This is a genomic window from Shinella agrisoli, assembly GCF_046557955.1.
GTDB lineage: Bacteria > Pseudomonadota > Alphaproteobacteria > Rhizobiales > Rhizobiaceae > Shinella.
In genome coordinates this window covers 35,009-56,152 of record NZ_JBJIEP010000013.1, presented here as the reverse complement: position 1 = coordinate 56,152, position 21,144 = coordinate 35,009, and the positions used below count along the sequence as shown (strand labels likewise).

19 protein-coding genes are annotated in these 21,144 nt (G+C 66.8%); 11 read left to right on the top strand and 8 right to left on the bottom strand.

Features of this window, described 5'->3' with window-relative positions; genetic code table 11:
• Positions 1-50: 50 nt before the first annotated feature.
• Positions 51-836, bottom strand: coding sequence for an alpha/beta fold hydrolase (locus tag ACIIOY_RS14790; RefSeq protein ID WP_411035440.1), 786 nt, complete (start codon positions 834-836; stop codon positions 51-53).
• Positions 837-1,002: 166 nt separating this feature from the next.
• Here ACIIOY_RS14790 and ACIIOY_RS14785 point away from each other — a divergent pair, with 166 nt between their 5' ends.
• Positions 1,003-1,251: a zinc-finger domain-containing protein gene (locus ACIIOY_RS14785; protein ID WP_411035439.1), complete on the top strand. Its 249-nt coding sequence runs from the start codon at positions 1,003-1,005 to the stop codon at positions 1,249-1,251.
• 22 nt (positions 1,252-1,273) lie between these two features.
• Positions 1,274-2,431 carry an FAD-dependent monooxygenase gene (locus tag ACIIOY_RS14780; protein ID WP_411035438.1) on the top strand — a complete coding sequence of 386 codons (1,158 nt, stop codon included), beginning with the start codon at positions 1,274-1,276 and terminating at the stop codon, positions 2,429-2,431.
• 6 nt (positions 2,432-2,437) lie between these two features.
• Here the strand turns inward: ACIIOY_RS14780 and ACIIOY_RS14775 are convergent, their stop codons facing one another.
• Positions 2,438-3,628 (bottom strand): cystathionine beta-lyase, encoded by a 1,191-nt coding sequence (locus ACIIOY_RS14775; RefSeq protein ID WP_411035437.1) that lies wholly within the window; start codon positions 3,626-3,628, stop codon positions 2,438-2,440.
• 356 nt (positions 3,629-3,984) lie between these two features.
• Here ACIIOY_RS14775 and ACIIOY_RS14770 point away from each other — a divergent pair, with 356 nt between their 5' ends.
• The 4 genes from ACIIOY_RS14770 (at position 3,985) to ACIIOY_RS14755 (ending at position 8,266) form a co-directional block, all read left to right on the top strand.
• Positions 3,985-5,013, top strand: coding sequence for an amino acid ABC transporter substrate-binding protein (locus ACIIOY_RS14770; protein WP_411035436.1), 1,029 nt, complete (start codon positions 3,985-3,987; stop codon positions 5,011-5,013).
• A 95-nt stretch (positions 5,014-5,108) separates the two neighbouring features.
• On the top strand, positions 5,109-6,317 hold the full coding sequence (locus ACIIOY_RS14765) for an amino acid ABC transporter permease (RefSeq protein ID WP_411035435.1): 1,209 nt from the start codon (positions 5,109-5,111) through the stop codon (positions 6,315-6,317).
• Between the two features lies 1 nt (position 6,318).
• Positions 6,319-7,473 (top strand): amino acid ABC transporter permease, encoded by a 1,155-nt coding sequence (locus ACIIOY_RS14760; RefSeq protein WP_411035434.1) that lies wholly within the window; start codon positions 6,319-6,321, stop codon positions 7,471-7,473.
• Positions 7,474-7,489: 16 nt separating this feature from the next.
• Complete coding sequence (locus tag ACIIOY_RS14755) at positions 7,490-8,266, top strand: amino acid ABC transporter ATP-binding protein (protein ID WP_411035433.1); 777 nt, start codon at positions 7,490-7,492, stop codon at positions 8,264-8,266.
• Between the two features lie 108 nt (positions 8,267-8,374).
• On the opposite strand, the gene ACIIOY_RS14750 is transcribed toward ACIIOY_RS14755, so the two are convergent.
• Positions 8,375-9,349, bottom strand: a complete 975-nt coding sequence (locus ACIIOY_RS14750) for a GlxA family transcriptional regulator (RefSeq protein WP_411035432.1) — start codon at positions 9,347-9,349, stop codon at positions 8,375-8,377.
• 286 nt (positions 9,350-9,635) lie between these two features.
• Between ACIIOY_RS14750 and ACIIOY_RS14745 the strand changes: the two genes are divergently transcribed.
• The gene (locus ACIIOY_RS14745) at positions 9,636-10,058 is read left to right on the top strand and encodes a BA14K family protein (protein ID WP_411035431.1); all 423 of its coding nucleotides are present in this window, start codon (positions 9,636-9,638) and stop codon (positions 10,056-10,058) included.
• 37 nt (positions 10,059-10,095) lie between these two features.
• Here the strand turns inward: ACIIOY_RS14745 and ACIIOY_RS14740 are convergent, their stop codons facing one another.
• Positions 10,096-10,686 (bottom strand): TetR/AcrR family transcriptional regulator, encoded by a 591-nt coding sequence (locus ACIIOY_RS14740; protein WP_411035430.1) that lies wholly within the window; start codon positions 10,684-10,686, stop codon positions 10,096-10,098.
• 118 nt (positions 10,687-10,804) lie between these two features.
• Between ACIIOY_RS14740 and ACIIOY_RS14735 the strand changes: the two genes are divergently transcribed.
• The gene (locus ACIIOY_RS14735) at positions 10,805-12,028 is read left to right on the top strand and encodes an MFS transporter (RefSeq protein ID WP_411035429.1); all 1,224 of its coding nucleotides are present in this window, start codon (positions 10,805-10,807) and stop codon (positions 12,026-12,028) included.
• A 313-nt stretch (positions 12,029-12,341) separates the two neighbouring features.
• Here ACIIOY_RS14735 and pyrG read toward each other — a convergent pair whose 3' ends face one another.
• The 3 genes from pyrG to tpiA all read right to left on the bottom strand — a co-directional run bounded on the left by pyrG (position 12,342) and on the right by tpiA (position 15,527).
• A complete protein-coding gene (gene pyrG, locus ACIIOY_RS14730) occupies positions 12,342-13,970 on the bottom strand; it encodes a CTP synthase (RefSeq protein WP_411035428.1) in 1,629 nt (542 codons plus the stop codon).
• A gap of 145 nt (positions 13,971-14,115) precedes the next feature.
• Entirely contained in the window at positions 14,116-14,628 is a 513-nt protein-coding gene (secG, locus tag ACIIOY_RS14725) for a preprotein translocase subunit SecG (RefSeq protein WP_411035427.1), read from the bottom strand.
• Positions 14,629-14,756: 128 nt separating this feature from the next.
• Complete coding sequence (gene tpiA / locus ACIIOY_RS14720) at positions 14,757-15,527, bottom strand: triose-phosphate isomerase (RefSeq protein WP_411035426.1); 771 nt, start codon at positions 15,525-15,527, stop codon at positions 14,757-14,759.
• A gap of 181 nt (positions 15,528-15,708) precedes the next feature.
• Here tpiA and ACIIOY_RS14715 point away from each other — a divergent pair, with 181 nt between their 5' ends.
• Together ACIIOY_RS14715 and ACIIOY_RS14710 are read left to right on the top strand one after the other, a co-directional pair.
• Positions 15,709-17,298, top strand: a complete 1,590-nt coding sequence (locus ACIIOY_RS14715) for a caspase family protein (protein WP_411035425.1) — start codon at positions 15,709-15,711, stop codon at positions 17,296-17,298.
• A gap of 16 nt (positions 17,299-17,314) precedes the next feature.
• A complete protein-coding gene (locus ACIIOY_RS14710; protein WP_411035424.1) occupies positions 17,315-17,929 on the top strand; it encodes a hypothetical protein in 615 nt (204 codons plus the stop codon).
• A gap of 3 nt (positions 17,930-17,932) precedes the next feature.
• On the opposite strand, the gene ACIIOY_RS14705 is transcribed toward ACIIOY_RS14710, so the two are convergent.
• The gene (locus ACIIOY_RS14705) at positions 17,933-18,817 is read right to left on the bottom strand and encodes an alpha/beta hydrolase (protein WP_411035423.1); all 885 of its coding nucleotides are present in this window, start codon (positions 18,815-18,817) and stop codon (positions 17,933-17,935) included.
• A gap of 208 nt (positions 18,818-19,025) precedes the next feature.
• Between ACIIOY_RS14705 and parE the strand changes: the two genes are divergently transcribed.
• On the top strand, positions 19,026-21,095 hold the full coding sequence (parE, locus tag ACIIOY_RS14700) for a DNA topoisomerase IV subunit B (protein WP_411035422.1): 2,070 nt from the start codon (positions 19,026-19,028) through the stop codon (positions 21,093-21,095).
• The last annotated feature ends 49 nt before the right edge of the window (positions 21,096-21,144 follow it).

Below are 21,144 nucleotides of genomic sequence, written 5' to 3'. Positions count from 1 at the left end.
AAAGGGCGGCGGAGCGAAATGGCCGAGCCGCCCTTGTCGTGAACGGCGCGTCAGCGGCCGCCGATTTCCGCATAGAACTCCAGCACGGCGCGCTTGAACACCTTGTCGCCGACGGCGAGCATATGGTCGCGGCCGGGAATGTCGAGCGCGCGCGCGTCGGGCATCAGCGCGGCCAGCGGCTGCGGCGCGCCGGCGATGTCGTCCTTCGTCCCGACGCCGATCAGCGCGGGAACGTCGATGCGGCCCATGTCCGCCTCGCTCAGCAGGTCGCGCGAGGTCATGATGCAGGCGGCGAGCGCCTTCCGGTCGGATTTCGTCTGCTCGGCGAAGGCGCGGAACATGCGGCCGCGCGGATGGGTCACGGCATCCAGCGACGGCGCGAGCAGCGCATCGGCGATCGGGTCCCAGTCGCCGACGCCCTCCACCATGCCGATGCCGAGCCCGCCGAAGACGACGGAGCGCACGCGGTGCGGATGGGCGAGCGCCATGAAGGCGGTGATGCGCGCGCCCATCGAATAGCCGAAGACATGCGCCTCGGGGATCGCGAGGTGATCGAGCAGCGCGGCGGCGTCCCCCGCCATCAGCGGCGGCGTATAGAACGCCGGATCGTGCGGCTTGGCGCTCGCTCCATGGCCGCGGTTGTCGAGCGCGACGACGCGGTAGCCGGCGTCCCCGAGCGTCTTCAGCCAGCCGGGAAACACCCAGTTGACATTGGCGCTGGAGGCGAAGCCGTGGATCAGCAGCACCGGGTATCCGGAGGGATCGCCCTCGTCGAAGAAGGCAAGCTCCAGGCCGTCATGGACGAAGCGGGAAAAGGGCGGTGGATCGAGGTTCATTGCGAGGCTGTCTTTCGTTTTCCTTCCCCGCTCATAATGCCGTTTGATCTTCGAGAAAACGGCCGGCGGCGGAATTCTCGCCGGGCGCGACGGTTTTGCATCTACACATTTCATCGCAAGCCGACTATGGTCCGCGCCAGAAAAACGGCATTCCACGGAGCATGACATGGCTGGTCACAGCATCCCCCATTTCCAGAACGACGGCGGCCATCGCGTCATCGAGATCGGCGTGAAGGAGTTCATGTGCGTCGGCGCCTCCGTGCCGTTCGACCATCCGCACGTCTTCCTCGACATGGGCGACGACAACGAGAAGGTCTGCCCCTACTGCTCGACGCTCTATCGCTACAACCCGACCTTCAAGGCCACCCAGACCGATCCGGTCGGCTGCACCTTCACCAACCAGGTGGCGGCGTGACGGCCAGAAGGCCGGCGCGCCCATGCCTTCCGTAAAATCCGCGACCATCGTCGGCGCCGGCATCGCCGGGCTGACGACGGCATTGGCGCTCGCCCGGAAAGGCATCGCCTCGCATATCCTCGAGCAGGCCCCCGCCCTCGACGAGGTCGGCGCCGGCCTGCAGCTTTCCCCGAACGCGTCGCGCATCCTTGCCGGTCTCGGCCTTCTCGATGCGCTCGCCGCCCGCTGGACCGAGCCGGACCATATTCTCCTTGCCTCCGGCACCACGCTCGCCTCCCTCGCCTCGGTCCCGGCCGGCGGGGCGGCCCGCAGCCGCTGGGGCGCGCCGTACGGCGTCCTGCACCGCGCCTCGCTGCAGGCCGTTCTGCTGGATGCCGTTCGCCGGGAGCCGCTGTGCGTGCTGACGACCGGCCGGAGGATCGAGACGGCCGAGGCTGCCCTCGCCGCCGCGCCGTCCGACGTCCTCATCGCCGCGGACGGCGTCTGGTCGCGTCTGCGCCAGGGGGTGCCGGGCGCCCTGCCCGCGCGCTATTCCGGCAATGTCGCCTGGCGCTTCCTCGTGCCCTACGGCGCCGCGCCGCCCTTCCTCGACCCGCGCGCCGTCACCGCCTTCCTCGGTCCGCGGGCCCATCTCGTCGCCTATCCGCTCGCGGAAGCCCAAACCTTCAACATCGTCGCGATCCATGCCCAGGCGGAAGCGCCGCCGGAGGGCTGGCTGCGCAAGGGCGACGCGGCGGCGCGCGAGCGCCTGCTGGGTGCGTTCGCCGGCTGGCATGCGGACATCCGCCGCCTCCTGCCGCAGGCGCAGGACCCGCTGGTCTGGCCGCTCTTCGGCTGCCCCGACGGGGCCTGGACGGACGGCAAGACCGTTCTGGTCGGCGATGCCGCGCATGCCATGACGCCCTTTGCGGCGCAGGGCGCGGCGATGGCGATCGAGGATGCGGCGCTGCTGGCCGGCCGGCTCGCGGCGGCGGCCGGCATCCCGCAAGCCTTGCGGCAATTCGAGACGGCCCGGCGCGCGCGCGTCGCGCGCGTCCGCAGCCGCGGCGCCTTCAACCGCTTCGCCTATCACGCCCGCGGGCCGGTCGCGCTCGCCCGCGACCTCGTGCTTTCGCTGCGCCGGCCGGAAAGCCTCGCGGCCGATCTCGACTGGCTCTACGGCTACCGCACGCCGGACTGACCGGGCCTATACCGCCCGCGCCGCGGCAAGTCCGCGCTCGATGTCCGCCTTGATGTCCTTCACATCCTCTAGGCCGATCTGGAGGCGCAGCACCGGTCCCTCCTCCGGCCCCTTGGCGACGCGGCGGTCGGAAAGGTTCACGTGCACCGCAAGGCACTCGAAGCCGCCCCAGGAATAGCCGAGGCCGAAGATGCCGAGCGCATCGAGGAAGGCATGCGCCTTCGCCTTGTGGCGCTCCGGCGCTCCGCCCTCAAGCACGATGGAGAAGATGCCGCTCGCACCCTTGAAGTCGCGTTTCCAGAGGTCGTGCCCCGGAAAGCTCGGCAGCGCCGGATGCAGCACGCGGGCGACGTCGTCGACGCCCTCCAGCCAGCGCGCCAGTTCAAGCGCGCTCTCCTGGTGCCGCTCCAGCCGCACGCCCATGGTGCGAAGGCCCCGCAGCACCTGGTAGGCGTCGTCCGGCGAGGCGCAGGTGCCGAGCGTGATCTGCGTCTCATGCAGCCGTTCCCAGTGGGCGGCATTGGCCGAGACCGTGCCGAACAGGATGTCCGAGTGGCCGGCCGGGTATTTCGTCGCCGCGTGGATGGAGACGTCGACGCCGAAATCGAGCGGGCGGAAGTAGAGCGGCGTCGCCCAGGTATTGTCCATGGTCACGACCGCGCCGTGCCTGTGGGCGGCCGCCGCGATGGCCGGGATGTCCTGCATCTCGAAGGTGTTGGAGCCCGGCGCCTCGGTGTGGACGAGCTTCGTGTTCGGCTTGATCAGGTCCTCGATGCCTGCCCCGACCATCGGATCGTAGTATTCGATGGTGACGCCGAGGCGCCTCAGCATCGTGTCGCAGAAATGGCGGGTCGGGTGGTAGACCGAATCCACGATGAGCGCATGGTCGCCGGCCGAAAGGAATGCCAGGAACGGCACGGTGACGGCGGCAAGGCCCGAGGGCACGAGGATCGTGCCGGCAGAGCCTTCGAGCTCGTCGATCGCCGCGCAGAGCGCGTCCGTCGTCGGCGTCCCGCGCGTGCCGTAGGTGTATTTCTGCGCGCGCCTTTCCATCGTCGCCGCATCGGGGAAGAGCACGGTCGAGGCGTGGACGACCGGCGGGTTGACGAAGCCGTGGAATTCGGCCGGATCGTTGCCGGCATGGGCAAGGCGGGTGTTCACGCCGGCGCCGGCGAGGATTTCGTCTCTGTTTTTCATGGGATCGGTCCGGAGAGATGCGAGGGGATTTCGGGAACGCCGACTTTTCGCCAGCCGGACCGGCAGGTCAACCCCATACGAGGAGCGGCCCGATGTTTCCAAAGCGCTTCAAGTGTTGATTGGGACGATTTTTTGAGCGGTTTCCTGCACGGGACTGCGATTTTCTGCCCAAAATCCGATCAAGTGCCAACAAATTTAGGTTACTGACTGGAAAATGGGTCGGGTCACTTGACCCTGCGAAAATTTGAGCATGAGATAAGCAACCTCGCGCCGGGAGGGTGGCGAGTTCTGTGGGCGCGCCGTCCGGCGCGGGACCTGCGGACAAAACAAAGACAACAGAAAAAGGTTGTGAAAAAATGGCAAAAAAAATCGTGACGGCGCTCGTCGGCGCTGCCGCATTGGGGCTTGGCGCAACGGCAGCTCAGGCGGACACGCTCTCTGACGTGAAGGCCAAGGGCTTCGTGCAGTGCGGCGTGAACGGCTCGAACCTCGCCGGCTTCGGCGCGCAGGATTCGGCGGGCAACTGGTCCGGTCTCGACGTCGACCTCTGCAAGGCCGTGGCCGCCGCGGTCTTCGGCGACGCCACCAAGGTGAAGTACACGCCGCTCTCGGCCAAGGACCGCTTCCCGGCCCTGCAGTCCGGCGAAATTGACATTCTCGCCCGCAACACCACCTGGAGCGTCAGCCGCGATTCGCAGCTCGGCTTCGATTTCCGCGCCGTGAACTATTATGACGGCCAGGGCTTCATGGTGAAGAAGGAGCTCGGCGTGAAGTCGGCGCTCGAGCTTTCCGGCGCCTCGGTCTGCGTCCAGTCCGGCACGACGACCGAACTCAACCTCGCCGACTATTTCCGCTCGAACAACATGGACTTCAAGCCGGTCGTCTTCGAAGCGCAGGACGAAGCGGACGCCGCCTACAACGCCGGCCGTTGCGACGCCTACACGACCGACGCCTCGGGCCTCTACTCGATCCGCCTGAAGATGGCGAACCCGGACGACCACGTGGTCCTGCCGGAAATCATCTCCAAGGAGCCGCTCGGCCCGGCCGTCCGCCAGAACGATTCCAAGTGGCTCGACATCGTGAGCTGGGCGCATTACGCGATGGTGGCCGCCGAGGAATTCGGCATCACGCAGGCCAACATCGAGGAGATGAAGACCTCCGCCAACCCGGACATCAAGCGCTTCCTCGGCGAAGAGGCCGATTCCACGATCGGCGCCGACCTCGGCCTGCCGAAGGACTGGGCCGTGCAGATCATCAAGGCCGTCGGCAACTACGGCGAATCCTTCGAGCGCAACGTCGGCCAGGGCTCGCCGCTCAAGATCGACCGCGGCCTGAACGCGCTGTGGACGAAGGGCGGCCTGCAATACGCCCCGCCGGTCCGCTGAGCGGCCGTCGAACCGATCCGGGAGGGCAAGCCATTGCCCTCCCTTTTTGAACGAACGTCCGGAAAACAGGGCGAAAACAACGTCAGGGGAAATGCATGGCACTTGCGGATGCCCGAACAGGGTCCGGCGAACCGCCGAAGGTATCTCTTCTCTACAATCCTCAGCTGAGAAGCTACGTCTATCAGGTCGTGACGCTCGTCGTGATCGTCTCGGCGGTCTGGTACGCGTGGAACAACGTCGTCCAGAACCTCGCGCGGGCCAACATGACGGCCGGCTTCGGCTTCCTGAACAGCCGCGCAGGCTTCGACATCGCGCAGACCTTGATCGCCTATACGAGCGATTCGACCTATTTCCGCGCGTTGCAGGTCGGCCTCCTCAATACGCTCGTCGTCGCTGCCGCCGGCATCGTCACCGCGACGGTCGTCGGCCTGCTGGTCGGCATCGGGCGGCTGTCGCACAACTGGCTGATCGCACGCCTGTGCACGGTCTATGTGGAAATCTTCCGCAACATTCCGCCGCTCCTGGTCATCTTCTTCTGGTATCTCGGCGTTCTCGCCCTGCTGCCTTCGATCCGCAGCATCTTCCAGCACCTTCAGGAAAATCCGGATGCGGTCTTCTTCATCTCGAACCGCGGCATCTACATGCCGGCGCCGGTCTTCGGCGAAGGGTTCGGGACCGTCCTTGCCGCTTTCGCTATCGGCATCGTCGCGGCGATCGCCTTCACGGTCTGGGCCAACGCCCGCCAGCGCGCCACGGGCCAGCGCCCGCCGGTGCTCTGGGTCAATCTCGGCCTGATCGTGCTCTTTCCGTTCGTCGTCTTCCTGGTGCTGGGCAGCCCGCTCAGCTTCGACTATCCCGTGCCGGGGTCGTTCAACATGCGGGGCGGCATGGTCGTCGGGCCGGAATTCCTGGCGCTCTACCTCGCCCTGTCCCTCTACACGGCCTCGTTCATCGCCGAGATCGTGCGCGCCGGCATCCGCGGCGTCTCCAAGGGGCAGACGGAAGCCTCCTACGCGCTCGGCCTTCGGCCCGGCCAGGCCACCCGCCTCGTCGTGCTGCCGCAGGCGCTGCGCATCATCATTCCGCCGCTCACCTCGCAATATCTCAACCTCATCAAGAACTCCTCGCTCGCGGTGGCCGTCGGTTACGCCGACCTCGTCGCGGTCGGCGGCACCATCCTCAACCAGTCCGGCAAGTCGATCGAGATCATCGCGATCTGGATGCTGATCTACGTGTCGATCAGCCTCATCACCTCGCTGTTCATGAACTGGTTCAACGCCAAGATGGCCCTGGTGGAGCGCTGAGATGGCAGAAAGCATTACCTACGTCCGCGACCGGTTCATCGAGGCGGAAAAGCCGCCGGCGTCCGAATCCTCGGCCTTCGCATGGATCCGCCACAACCTGTTCGCCTCCTGGACGGACGGCGTGATGACGGTCATCGCCGCCGCCGCGCTTCTCTATTACCTGCCGGCGGCCCTCAACTGGCTGTTCGTGTCGGCGGTCTGGACCGGGGCCGACCGCACGGCCTGCCTCACGGTCGATCAGGGCGGCCAGCTGCCGTCCGGCTGGAGCGGTGCCTGCTGGGCCTATGTGAACGACCGCTTCGTGCAGTTCATGTTCGGCTCCTATCCGCGCAGCGAGCTGTGGCGGCCGCTGCTCGTCGTCGCCCTGTTCGTGGCGCTGCTCATCCCCTTCCTGATGCCGAAGGTGCCGCGCAAGGGGCTGAACGCACTCCTGCTCCTGGTCGCCCTGCCGATCGTCTCCTTCTTCCTGCTGCTCGGCGGCTCGTTCGGCCTCAGGCACGTGGAGACCTCGCTCTGGGGCGGGCTGATGGTGACGCTCATCATCTCCTTCGTCGGCATCGTCGTCTCGCTGCCCGCCGGCATCCTGCTGGCGCTCGGGCGCCGCTCGCAGATGCCGATCCTCAAGACGGCCTGCATCGTCTTCATCGAGCTGATCCGCGGCGTGCCGCTGATCACGGTCCTCTTCATGGCGAGCGTGCTGCTGCCGCTCTTCCTGGAGCCGGGCAACAATATCGACAAGTTCCTGCGCGCGCTCATCGGCGTGTCGATCTTCGCGTCCGCCTACATGGCGGAGGTTATTCGCGGCGGTCTTCAAGCCATTCCGAAAGGGCAATATGAAGCGGCCGATGCCCTTGGTCTAAACTACTTCCACAAAATGACCTTCATCGTGCTTCCGCAGGCCATCAAGCTCGTGATCCCCGGCATCGTGAACACCTTCATCGGCATGTTCAAGGACACCTCGCTCGTCACGATCATCTCGATGTACGACCTGCTCGGCATCGTGAAGGCGAGCTTCGGGGATTCCGGCTGGATCACGCCGGTCACGCCGCTGACGGGCCTGATCTTCGCCGGCTTCGTGTTCTGGATTTTCTGCTTCGGCATGTCGCGCTACTCGGCCTTCGTGGAACGCCGGCTCGACACGAGCCACAAAAGATAACTGAGAGGAAACAAGAATGGCCAACCAAGCCCAGGCGCAAAAGATGACGGTCTCCGCGACGGACGTCGCCGTCGAGATCGTCAACATGAACAAGTGGTACGGCGACTTCCACGTGCTGCGCGACATCAACCTGAAGGTCATGAAGGGCGAGCGCATCGTCATCGCCGGCCCGTCCGGCTCCGGCAAGTCGACGATGATCCGCTGCATCAACCGCCTGGAAGAGCACCAGAAGGGCCGGATCGTCGTCGACGGCATCGAGCTGACCAACGACCTCAAGAAAATCGACGAGGTGCGCCGCGAAGTCGGCATGGTGTTCCAGCACTTCAACCTCTTCCCGCACCTGACCATCCTCGAGAACTGCACGCTCGCCCCCATCTGGGTGCGCAAGATGCCGAAGAAGGACGCCGAGGAGGTGGCGATGCACTACCTGAAGCGCGTCAAGATCCCCGAGCAGGCGCACAAATATCCCGGCCAGCTTTCCGGCGGCCAGCAGCAGCGCGTGGCCATCGCCCGCTCGCTCTGCATGAAGCCGAAGATCATGCTCTTCGACGAGCCGACCTCGGCCCTCGACCCGGAAATGGTCAAGGAAGTGCTCGACACCATGGTCTCGCTCGCCGAGGAAGGCATGACCATGCTGTGCGTCACGCACGAAATGGGCTTCGCCCGCCAGGTCGCCAACCGCGTCATCTTCATGGACCAGGGCCAGATCGTCGAGCAGAACTCGCCCGCCGAATTCTTCGACAACCCGCAGCACGAGCGCACCAAGCTCTTCCTCAGCCAGATCCTGCACTGAACGCAGCGGCAGGAAGATGCGGAAGGCGGGCTTGCAGGCCCGCCTTTTTCGTGTTTACCGGGGGCTCGGGCTTGACCGAAGGATCCACACGCCCCGCCCCATCGCGTCTCACTTGCCCCGCAACTCCGCCCGCAGCTTCAGCGGGCTCGCGCCGAAATGGTTGCGGAAGGCGCGGGAGAAGGCCGACAGGCTGTCGAAACCGCTGCGCAGCGCCACCTCCTGTATCGGCAGCGGCGTGTCGCGCACCATCCTTTGCGCCGCCGTCAGCCGGAGGCGCAGGTAATATTTTCCCGGCCCGATGCCGAGGCCGCCGGCAAAGAGCGTCTCCAGCTTGCGCGTCGAAAAGCCGAGCCGCCGCGCAAGGGCGGCGACCGTCAGCGGCCGGTCGATCGTGCGTTCCATCAGGCGGATGGCGGCGGCAAGGTCCGGCTGATGCCGGCCGAGCCGTCCGAGCGAGACGAGCGGCTGCGCATCCGTCGCCGCATGGGTCTCGTCGTAGACGAAGACGCTCGCCACATCGAGCGCCACGGCGGAACCAAAATGCTCGCGCACCAGGTGCAGCATCATGTCGAAGGTCGGCGAGGCGCCGCCCGAGGTCCAGAGCGGCCCGTCGGTGACGAACCGGTCGGCGCGCACGTTGAGCGCCGGGAAGGCGGCGGCGAAGTCCTCCAGTTCCTCCCAGTGCGCCGTCGCGTCGCGGCCGTCCAGCAGGCCGGAGCGCGCCAGCAGCCAGCACCCCGATTCGATGCCGGCGACGACGCCGAAGCGGCGCGCCACCTTCTTGAGCCGGGCAACGAGATTGCGGTCGGCATGGCGGTCCTGGTTGAAGCCGGCGATGAGGAGGAGCGCATCCCCGCTCGTCACGTCGGCGAAGGACCCGTCGACGCGGATTTCCACCCCGCAGGTCAGCATGACGGGCTTGCCCTGCGGCGACAGGATCGTCCAGCGGAAGACCGGTTCCGGCACGACGCGGTTGGCCGCGCGCATGGGGTCGAGCACGGAGGCGAGCGACATGATCGACGACTCGGGAAGAAGGACGATCGTGATGTCGAGCGGCCCCTGCCGCGCTGCTTTCCGCGCCATGTGGAAATTGTCAAAAAAGATGCGCTTTATGTCAATCGGGAAAAACCTGTTCGGGCATGATCGGCCTCACAGGAAATCTGGAGATGCAGCCGGATTGTGGTGAGAGCCCCTGTACCCCGAACACCCTGATCCGCATTTTACCGGAACGGGTTGGCGAGCCGACGAGGCGGACCAACCCGTTTTTTTTGACATTTTCCCAATGGAATCACGGGTGCCGCGCTACCGATCCGGAACCCGGCTCCCCTTTTCCGCGTTGTGGGCGCGAACAAGCACGAAAGGTTTTCCCATGTTGAAGCTCAGGACCGGCCTTGCCGCAGGCGCCCTCTCCGTCGCCCTCGCCCTCACCTCCGCCATTCCGGCCCAGGCCGTCACCTTCGCCCGCGTCCCCGTGCCCGAAGCATCGGCCGTCGAGAAGGTCCAGTACCGCTACGAGCGCCGGGAGCGCCGCGCCGAACGCCGCTGGCACGGCCACCGCGGCTACCGCTCCTATCGTCTCGGCTACCGCCGCCATTCGGACGGCTGGTGGTATCCGCTCGCAGCCTTCGGCCTCGGCGCTGCCATCGGCGGGGCGATCGCCAACGAGCGACAGGCGGGTGGATCGCATGTGAGCTGGTGCGCCAACCGCTACCGCTCCTACCGGGCATACGACAACACGTTCCAGCCGAACTACGGCCCGCGCAAGCAGTGCGTCTCGCCCTATTCGAGGTAAGATCCGGCGAAATGCGGCGGGGCCGGAAACGGCCCCGTCATTTTTTCACCCGCAAGCCTTCCAATAACCTCCGGAAACCCTCGACGGCACGGCGGGACGTTTCCTCGGGCCGTTCCGAATTGGCGATCCACAGCGCCGCATGGCTGCTCGCGCCGTTGATCAGGCGTGCGGCCGCTTCCGTATCGATATCCGCCATCACGCCGTCTGCCTTGAGCTGCTCGATGCTGCGGCTGAGCGCCGCGATGCAGCCGCTGTTCGTCGGCCATTGCGAGACGTCGCCGAGGACGGCCGGTCCGTCGCGGAACATGATTCGCTGGATTTCCGGCTCCAGCGCCATCTCGATATAGGCGACGCATTCGTCGACGAACCCCTGCCAGCGGTTCGGCGCTTCGGCCGAAATCCGGTTGAGCCGCATCGTCATCTCGCCGTCGATTTCTTGGATGACCGCCTGGAGAAGGCCCTTCTTGTCGCCGAAATGGTGGTAGAGCGCACCGCGCGTCAGCCCTGCCCCGGCGGTGAAATCGTCCATCGACGCATGCGCATAGCCCAGCGTGCCGAAGGCGTGGCGCCCGGCGGCGATCAGCTTCGCGCGGGTTTCGGCGATCATTTCCTCGCGCGGCTTGCGCATGGCATCTCCTTTTCACATACGCCGCGTATTTTATTTGACATACGTCGCGTATGCAACTATCTCTTCGACATACGCCACGTATGTAAGTGGTGGAACCGCCCGTTTAAAGGAGCAGGCCATGTCCAATCCGTACAAAGAGATCTTCAGCGTGCCGGGAACCAAGGGATTTTCCGCCGCCGGCTTTCTCGCACGCCTTCCCATCGCCATGGCGCCGATCGGCATCGTCGCCATGCTGTCGCAGACGCACGGCGAATACTGGCTCGCCGGCGCCGTCTCCGCCACCTTCGCGCTCACCAACGCGCTCATCGCGCCGCAGGTCTCCCGTCTCGTCGACCGCTTCGGCCAGTCCGCCGTGCTGACGCCCGCGACGATCGTCTCCGTCCTCGCCTTCCTCGCGCTGATCGCCGGCACCAACCGGGGCTGGCCGGTGTGGACGCTCTTCGCCTCCGCCTTCCTGGCGGCCGCCATGCCGAGCATGCCCGCCATGCTGCGCGCCCGCTGGACGGAGATTTTCCGCGACCGGCCGGAGCTGAACACCGCCTTCGCCTTCGAATCGGCCGCGGACGAGCTGGTCTACATCGCCGGCGCCTCGCTCTCGGTCGGCCTTGCCGTCGCGCTCTTCCCGGAGGCCGGCATGCTCGTCAGCACCGCCTTCCTCGCCGTCGGCACGCTCGCCTTCGTGCTGCAACGGGCGAGCGAACCGGCCGTACGCCATGTCGCCGGCAGCACGCCGCAGACCTCGGCGATCCGCCTGCGCCCGGTGCAGATCATCACGCTCGCGCTCATCTTCGTCGGCTCCACCTTCGCGACGGCGGAAGTCAGCGCCGTGGCGATCACCAAGGAGCTCGGCCAGCCCAATGCCGCCAGCCTCGTCATCGGCGTCTATGCCGTCGGCTCCTTCGTCGTCGGCCTCGTCCTCGGCGCGCTGAACCCGAAGATGGCGTTGCAGAAGCAGCTCATGATCGCCGTCGCCGTGCTCGCCGTCACGACCCTGCCGCTGCCCTTCGCCGGCACGGTGCCGCTGCTGGCCGTCGCCGTCTTCCTCAGCGGGATCGCCATCTCGCCGACCTTCATCACCGCCTTCGGCCTCGTCGAGCGCCGCGTGCCGGCGGCCATGCTGACGGAAGGCGTCACCTGGGTCACGACCGGCATCGGCATCGGCATGGCGCTCGGCGCCTTCGTCGCCGGCTGGGCGGTCGACACGTTCGGCGCGCAGAACGGCTTCTGGGTCTCCGTCGTCGCCGGCATCGCAACCGTCCTCACCATCGGCATCGGCCAGCGCACGCTCGCCGGGGAGGATTGCAGCGACGGCGCCTGCCCTCTGCCGCAGGCCGCGGAGTAGGAGCAGGCCGACTTCTCCATCGTCATGGTCGGGCTCGACCCGACCGTCCATGCCGCGGGTGTCGCTGGATGCTCGGGTCAAGCCCGAGGATGACGGAGGCGAGGTTTTGTTTTCAACGGCATGAAAAGGCCCGGCATTCCTGCCGGGTTCAGCGTGTTGACAAGCCCTGCTCCAAGCACGCCGTCATCCTCGGGCTTGACCCGAGGATGCATTCTTTTCAAAAGCTTATGGATGGTCTGGCTCGCCCCGACCATGACGATGGAGGGGTTTGAGGCCCGGCGGGAATGCCGGGCTCTTGCCAGCGAGACGGGTTTCAGACCAGCCGGCTCTGCTCCAGCGCCGCCTCGATGAAACTCGCGAAGAGCGGGTGGGGATCGAGCGGCCGGCTCTTCAGCTCCGGGTGGTACTGCACGCCGATGAACCACGGATGGTCCGGATATTCCACCGTCTCCGGCAGGAGGCCGTCCGGCGACATGCCGGAGAAGACGAGGCCGCAGCCCTCCAGCTTCTCCTTGTAGTCGACGTTCACCTCGTAGCGGTGGCGGTGGCGTTCGGAAATGTCCGTCGAGCCGTAGATGTCGGCGATCTTCGTGCCGCTCTTCAGCGCCGCGCGGTAGGCGCCGAGGCGCATCGTGCCGCCGAGGTCGCCGGAGGCCGAGCGCTTCTCCAGTTCGTTCCCCTTCACCCATTCGGTCATCAGGCCGACGACCGGCTCGGGCGTCTTGCCGAATTCCGTGGAGGAGGCCTTCTCGATGCCGGCGAGGTTGCGGGCCGCTTCCACCACCGCCATCTGCATGCCGAAGCAGATGCCGAAATAGGGCACCTTGCGCTCGCGGGCGAAGCGCGCCGCATTGATCTTGCCTTCCGAGCCGCGCTCGCCGAAGCCGCCGGGAACGAGGATGCCGTGCACCTTTTCGAGATACGGCGCCGGGTCCTCCTTCTCGAAGACCTCCGACTCGATCCACTCCAGCTTGACCTTGACGTGGTTGGCAATGCCGCCGTGGTAGAGCGCCTCGATCAGCGACTTGTAGGCGTCCTTGAGGCCGGTGTACTTGCCGACGATGGCGATCGTCACCTCGCCTTCCGGCGTCTTGATGCGGTCGGAAACGGTCTGCCAGGCTTCCAGGCGCGGCTTGGGCGCCGGCTCGATGCCGAAGGCGGCCAGCACCTCGTCGTCGAGGCCTTCCTTGTGGTAGGCGAGCGGCACGTCGTAGATCGAGGCGACGTCGAGCGCCTGGATGACGGCGGACGGACGTACGTTGCAGAAGAGCGAGAGCTTGCGGCGCTCGGCTTCCGGGATTTCCCGGTCCGCGCGCACCAGCAGGATGTCCGGGTGGATGCCGAGGGCCTGCAACTCCTTGACGGAATGCTGCGTCGGCTTGGTCTTCAGTTCCCCTGCCGCCGGGATGTAGGGCATCAGCGTCAGGTGGACGTAGACCGCGGTGCCGCGCGGCAGGTCGTTGCCGAGCTGGCGGATCGCCTCCATGAAGGGCATGGCCTCGATGTCGCCCACCGTGCCGCCGATCTCGCAGATGACGAAGTCGTAGTCCTCGTTGCCCTCGGTGACGAAGTTCTTGATCTCGTTGGTGACGTGCGGGATGACCTGCACGGTCGCGCCGAGATAGTCGCCGCGCCGTTCCTTGTCGATGATGTTCTTGTAGATGCGGCCGGTGGTGATGTTGTCGGTCCTGGTGGCCGAGCGGCCGGTGAAGCGCTCGTAGTGGCCGAGGTCGAGGTCGGTCTCCGCGCCGTCGTCGGTGACGAACACCTCGCCGTGCTGCGTCGGGCTCATCGTGCCCGGATCGACGTTGAGATAGGGATCGAGCTTGCGAAGGCGGACGCGGTAGCCGCGGGCCTGAAGGAGAGCTCCGAGTGCTGCGGCCGCGATGCCTTTTCCGAGGGAAGAAACCACGCCGCCTGTGATGAATACATATCGCGCCATGGGAGTCACCGGATACCTTTTCAAAATCGATTCCGCCACCGAAAAATCACCTCGCGGTTGATTTCGGAAGTCGCAATCGGCGTTTTACACAGAAGAAGGCCGGTTGGTTTGCGCCAACCGGCCGGTTCGTTTTGGTTCTTGCGGCTTACTGGCCGCTCGGTACGCCGGCGTTTCCGCCCTCGCCCGTTGCGCCGCCCGTGCCGGTGCCCGTCGTCGCGGGCGTGTCGCCCGTCGTACCGGTGCCGGTGGAGCCGCCCTCGGTCGGAACGGCGTCGGTGCCGGTCGTCGCGGGCGTCTGGTTGGTCGTGTTGTTGTTCTGGGTGCCCTGGTTCTGCTGGCCGCCGTTGTCCTGCTGGCTTTCGCCGCCGCCGAGCGCGTCGAGGACGCCGCCCGTGCCGGTGGTGCCCGGAATGCGGTCGAGAATGTCGGTCGGACGCGTCTCGTAGCGGGCGAGGATACCCATGCCGAGCGCCAGGACGAAGAACAGCGTGGCGAGGATCGCCGTCGTGCGCGTCAGGGCGTTGGCCGTGCCGCGGGCCGACATGAAGCCGGAGCCGCCGCCGATGCCGAGGCCGCCGCCTTCGGACCGCTGGATCAGCACGACGCCGATCAGCGCGACGACGACCATGAGATAGATGACGAGCAAGATGGTCTGCATGTTTTCCAAGATCCCGGCCAGGCGGCCAAATTTCAGGTTTGCGGCTCAATATACCAAGCCGCGCGCCATTCCAAGCCCTTCCGGCCAATCCGCCGGCCTTTTAAGGCTATGGCGGAGAGCCGCCGTCCTCAGGCCGTCAGCGCCTCGTATGCGCGGTAGATGGCAAGGAAGTCGTCGGATTTCAAGCTCGCCCCGCCGATCAGCGCGCCGTCGACATTCGCGACGCCCATCAGTTCCTTCGCATTGCCGGGCTTGACCGAGCCGCCATAGAGGATGCGCATCCTCGCGCCCTCGCCGGCAAAGCGCGCGGTGAGTTCGGCGCGCATGAAGGCATGGGCCTCCTCGACGTCCGCCGCCGTCGGCGTCAGGCCGGTGCCGATCGCCCAGACGGGCTCGTAGGCGATGACCGTGTTTTCCGCCGTCGCGCCATCCGGCACGGAGGCGGCAAGCTGGGTCTTCAGCACGTCGAGCGTCTTGCCGGCCTTGCGTTCCTCGCCCGTCTCGCCGATGCAGACGATGGCGACGAGGCCGTTCCGGTGGGCGGCCTCGGCCTTGGCGCGGACCAGCGCGTCGCTCTCGCCGTGGTCCGTGCGGCGCTCGGAATGGCCGACGATGACATGGGTGCCGAAGCAGTCGGCGATCATCTCGGCGGAGATGTCGCCGGTATGCGCGCCGGAGGCCTTTTCATGGCAGTCCTGGGCGCCGATCCTGAGCGGGCTGTCGTCGCAGAGCGCGGTCGCCACGTAGAGGAGGGTCGCCGGCGGGCAGATCAGCGTTTCGACCTTTCCGGAAAGCGGTCCCTTCACGCCTTCGGCCATCGCCTTGATCTGGTCCAGCGATGCGCGCGTGCCGTTCATCTTCCAGTTTCCGGCGACGAGCGGTGTAACGTCCGGTGTCATGAGACCTCCCTCTCTGTAAATGTCGGTCGGCATGCGGCGTAGCAAATCGACGTCCCCAAGAAAAGATGCGTTTTACCGTACCTGGCGTTGAATATTCCTCTTGCCTGAAACGTAATCGAACGATGCCGAAAACCTGATCGGGGGCGAAGGGATGGGGGGCATGCGTCCCATACGATGCTGTATGGCTGCCGCCGCGGCCGCGCTTCTGCTCGCCGGCATCGCCGCCGCGCAGGAAAACCGGCCGTCGGGCGGGAACGAGGAGCAGACGCGCGGCCTGATGCCCATCAAGACCGCGGTCGGCCGCGTGACCGCCGAGGAGACGATGGCATCGCCGGAAGTCGGCGCCAAGCGGGTGGCGCTCGTGGTCGGCATGGCGGCCTATGCGTCCATATCGCCGCTGCGCAATACCGAGGCGGATGCGCGCGCCGTCGGGGCCATGCTTGAGCGGCTCGGCTTTGCGGTCGATCTCGCCATCGACGTTCCGCTGGCCCAGATGGAGGACACGATCGCCGCCTTCTCGCGCAAGGCGGAGACGGCGGACATCGCGATGGTCTACTACGCCGGCCATGGGGTGGAGGCGGCCGGCGAAAACTACCTCATCCCGGTCGACATCGCCGTCGACGACCCGGCGAAGATCCCCGATCGGGCGGTCAGCCTCACCGCGGTGCTCGAAAGCGTCGCCCGTGCCCGCAAGCTCCGCATCGTCATCCTCGATTCCTGCCGCAACAACCCCTTCCCCGCATCGAGGGGCCTTGCGGCCGCGGCCGGCGGCGTCAGTGCCGCGCAGGGTGCCGCGGTCATGGCCGCGGGCGGCCTGTCCGCGCCCGACCCGTCGCAGGGCATGCTCGTCGTCTATGCCGCGGAGGGCGGCAAGGTGGCGCTCGACGGGGATGGCGAGCACAGCCCCTTCGCGAGCGCCCTGCTGGAGAGCCTGCCGCGTCCCGATGTCGAGATCGGCCTCGTCTTCCGGCAGGTCCGCGACCGGGTGATGTCCCTGACGGGCAACCGCCAGCAGCCCCATTTCTACGGCTCGCTTTCCGGCGCCCCCTTCTTCCTGGCGGGCGAAGACGGCGCGCTCGCCGAGGTCGCCGACAAGGCCGGCCAGTGGCAGGCGCTCAGGCCCGAGCAGGCGGTCCAGCTGGCAAGCCTGGCGGAGGAGGGCAACACCCGCGCCATGATCGGCCTCGGCTACATGGCGCTGTCTCCCGATTCGCAGAAGTTCCAGCCGGAAAAGGCCTTCGAGCTCTTCAGGAAGGCGGCCGATGCGGGTGACGCGGAGGCCATGTTCGAGCTCGGCAAGCTCTACGAAAAGGGGATCGGCACGGCGCAGAACGTCGCCGAGGCGCTGAACCTCTACCGCAGGTCCGCCGATCTCGGCTTCGCCGATGCCGTCAACGATCTCGGCTTTCTCTACTACCAGGGCGCGGAGGGCCTGCCGCGCGATCCCAGGAAGGCGATCGAGCTCTTCATCAAGGCCGCCGACCTTCGCCATCCGCAGGCGATGTTCAACGTCGCGGCGCTGATCGACGACGGGCTCGTCGCCGGCAAGACGCCCGAGGATGCCGCAGCCTACCTCTATCAGGCGCTGCGCTCCGGCGTCGACGACGTGCTGCAGCAGCTCACCAGCCGCCCGACGATGTTCAAGCCGGAGACGCGGCGCGCGCTTCAGGCGGAACTGCGGCGCAACAGGTTCTATACGGGTGCGATCGACGGGGATATCGGCGCCGGCACGCAGCGCAGCATGCGCATCGCCTTCGGCCAGACGCCGTAACAGAGGGGAAGGACAAATGAACACGTCAATACGCGTACGCTCGTTCGGCGCCGCAATCCTTGCCGCGGCACTTGCCGTGGCGGGCGTGCAGGAAGCCTTCAGCCAGTCGACGCCCGGCGGGGGCACCAGCAGCGGCCCGACGGCCTCGGGAACGGCCGGCACCAGCACGAGCACGGCGACGCCGACCAGCTACCTCACCAACTCGATCACCCGGAATATCGACGCGGTCCGCGCGGAATGCGCCTCCTACGATCCGGTGTATCGCATCGATTGCCTGCGGCAGCGCCTGCTCGACATCGCCCGGCGCATCCCGCGCGGGCCGGCCTATGATGAGGCCCGGCGGATCATAAGCCAGGCGGCCGGCAAGCTCGGCCGCATCCAGGCGGGCAACATCGACCGGAGAGCCCCGCGCCAGCGCTCCCGCGGCAATGCGCGGCTGAAGGAGAGCAAGACCTACGTCGCCATCAAGCGAGAGAACCTGAACAAGGCGATGGAGCAGGCGCGGCAGGTCATCCAGGAAGCAGAAACCCAGCTGCTGCGCGCCGCCGAAAATTCGGAAAAGCGGGCGAACCACTACCAGCAGATCGCCGCCGCCGTGGGCTCGACCAAGGTCCTCCTGCGCTCGGCCTGAGCGCTATTGCGCAAACAGCCAGTTCAGCGTTTCCCGCCAGTCGGTCATGCGCACCGGCGTTCCGTGGCCGCCGGTCTGGAACAGCACGAAACGCGCCGGTATGCCGGCCTTGCGCAGCTTGCGGAAGACGGCGATCTGGTCGTTCGCCGCATAGACGCTGTCGCTGTCGCCGTGGGTGAAGTAGACGGGCAGCTTCGCCTTGAAGGCGGGCGTTGCGGCATAGTCGCCGTCCGCCGCCCCGCCCATCAGCACCATGCCGGAAAGGCTTTTGACGGCCGCCGCGTCGCGCACCACGCGCGCGCAGACGAAGCTTCCCATCGAGGCGCAGGCGAGGATGACCGGCGCATCCGGCGAAAGCGCCTTGGCCCTCAGGATGAGGCCGGAAACGCGCGCCGCCCCCGCATCGTCGAAGGACGGCACGCTCGGCGCGTAGTAGACGCCGCCGTTGCGCACGGCGAGGTTCTTGAGGCGGTTGAAGTTGCCGCCGAAGCTCCAGTCGTTGTTGCCGAGCCGCCGGTCGCCGCCGCGGCCGTGGATGAAGATGACGGTGAAGGCGGCGCCCTCGCCCCTGCCGGTCATCGCCACGTCGAGCGGCCCTGCGGGCGTGTCCAGCGTGACGTTCCGCTGCGCCTTCTTCACGGCCGTCGAGACATAGGCGGATTTCACCCGGCGCTCGGGCACCTTGTCGCGGGCGTTGATGTCGCGCAGCTCCTGGTAATCGACGACGCGCAGGGCGCCGCCGTCGCTCGTCTCGACCACCGCGCCGTAGCCGAACAGCTCGTCCTTCCAGGGCTGAAGCGTCAGCGCGGCGGCGTCCTGCGCCGCAAGGCCGGCGAAGAACACGGCAAAAACCAGCCGGCGAAGGCAATGAACTGTGGACTGAGGCATGAACAGGAGCTCCCTTGCGGTGGCGATACTTGCCATCCGCCCGCGCGCAAAGCAATCCTCGCCCGCAAGTCGGCGCCACGCGGCATCGCGAAAACCCACGGAATCTGGCAGAGTCGCCAGTGATTCGCCGACGCCCCATCCGCGCCATGCCCCGATCTGAACGGATCGGCGGGAAGAAGCGGCAAACGGAACAAACTCTGAACGGCCCATGCAAGACGATAACAACGACCTCTTCGCCAACCTGCCTTTCGAGCCCGCCCGGCAGCCTCCCGCGCCGGCGGAACGGGCCGTGGCCGCGCCTGCCCGCGAGAGTCGGCCGGAGCCCCGGCAAGCGCCGGGCGAAGGGTCCGGCGGCTACGACGCCTCGGCCATCCGCGTGCTCGAAGGCCTCGAGCCCGTGCGCATGCGTCCCGGCATGTATATCGGCGGCACGGACGAGAAGGCGCTGCACCACCTCTTCGCCGAGGTCATCGACAACTCGATGGACGAGGCCGTCGCCGGCCATGCCAACTTCATCGAGGTCCATCTCGACGCCGAGGGCTTCCTGACCGTCACCGACAACGGCCGCGGCATCCCGGTCGAGAACCACCCGCAGATGCCGGGCAAGTCGACGCTCGAGGTCATCCTCACCGTGCTGCATGCCGGCGGCAAGTTCGACGGCAAGGCCTACGAGACCTCGGGCGGCCTGCACGGCGTCGGCGTCTCGGTCGTCAACGCGCTCTCCGACCATCTGGAGGTCGAGGTCGCGCGCAACAAGAAGCTCTACCGCCAGCGTTTCTCGCGCGGCAAGCCGCTCGGCCCCCTCGAGGAGCTCGGCGACGTGCACAACCGCCGCGGCACCAAGGTCCGTTTCCATCCGGACCCGGACATCTTCGGTGCGCATGCGCATTTCGATCCGGGCCGCGTCTTCCGCATGGCCCGCTCGAAAGCCTATCTCTTCGGCGGCGTGGAAATCCGCTGGAGCTGCGACCCGTCCCTGCTGCCGGAAGGGTCCGAGACGCCGGAAAAGGCGGTCTTCCACTTCCCCGGCGGCCTCAAGGACTATCTCCAGGCCACGCTCGGCAAGGAACACACCGTCACCCGCGAGATCTTCGCCGGCAAGAGCGAGAAGCCGGGCGGCCACGGCTCGCTGGAATGGGCCGTCACCTGGTACGGCGGCGATTCGCTCATCCACTCCTATTGCAACACCATCCCGACGGCGGACGGTGGCACGCACGAGGCGGGGCTTCGCATCGCCCTTACCAAGGGGCTGAAGAACTACGCCGAGCTGACGCAGAACAAGCGCGCGGCGATGATCACCACCGACGACGTGATGATCTCCGCCGTCGGCATGCTGTCCGTCTTCATCCGCGAGCCGGAATTCGTCGGCCAGACGAAGGACAAGCTCGCCAGCGTCGAGGCCCAGCGCATCGTCGAGAACGCGCTGCGCGATCCCTTCGACCACTATCTCGCCGACAACCCCGCGGAAGCGGCCAAGCTGCTCGACTGGGTGATCGAGCGCGCGGAAGAGCGCATGCGCCGCCGCAAGGAGAAGGAAGTCTCCCGCAAGACGGCGGTGCGCAAGCTGCGCCTGCCCGGCAAGCTCGCCGACTGCGCGCAGAATTCCGCCGAGGGCGCCGAACTCTTCATCGTCGAGGGCGATTCGGCCGGCGGCTCGGCCAAGCAGGCGCGCAACCGCGCCAACCAGGCCATCCTGCCCCTGCGCGGAAAGATCCTCAACGTCGCCAGCGCCGGCCGCGAGAAGCTCGGCGCCAACCAGCAGATCGCCGACCTCATCCAGGCGCTCGGCTGCGGCACGCGCACGAAATACCGCGAGGAGGACCTACGCTACGAGCGCGTCATCGTCATGACCGACGCGGACGTCGACGGCGCGCACATCGCCTCGCTCCTCATCACCTTCTTCTACCAGGAGATGCCCGACCTCATCCGCGGCGGCCACCTCTACCTCGCCGTGCCGCCGCTCTACCGCATCAGCCAGGGCGGCAAGACGCTCTATGCGCGCGACGACCAGCACCGCGAGGAACTGATGCGCACCGAGTTCAACGGCCGCGGCAAGGTCGAGATCGGCCGCTTCAAGGGCCTCGGCGAGATGCTGCCCGCGCAGCTCAAGGAAACGACGATGGACCCGGCCAAGCGCACGCTGCTCAAGGTGGAGATCGACGACGTCGACTTCGAGGGAACGCGCACGGCCGTCGACGACCTGATGGGCACGAAGCCGGAGGCCCGCTTCCGCTTCATCCAGGAGCGCGCCGTCTTCGCGGACAACCTCGACATCTGAGGCGGCGGCGCCTTATTTTCGCGGCAATGCCGGCCTCTAACCGGCGACA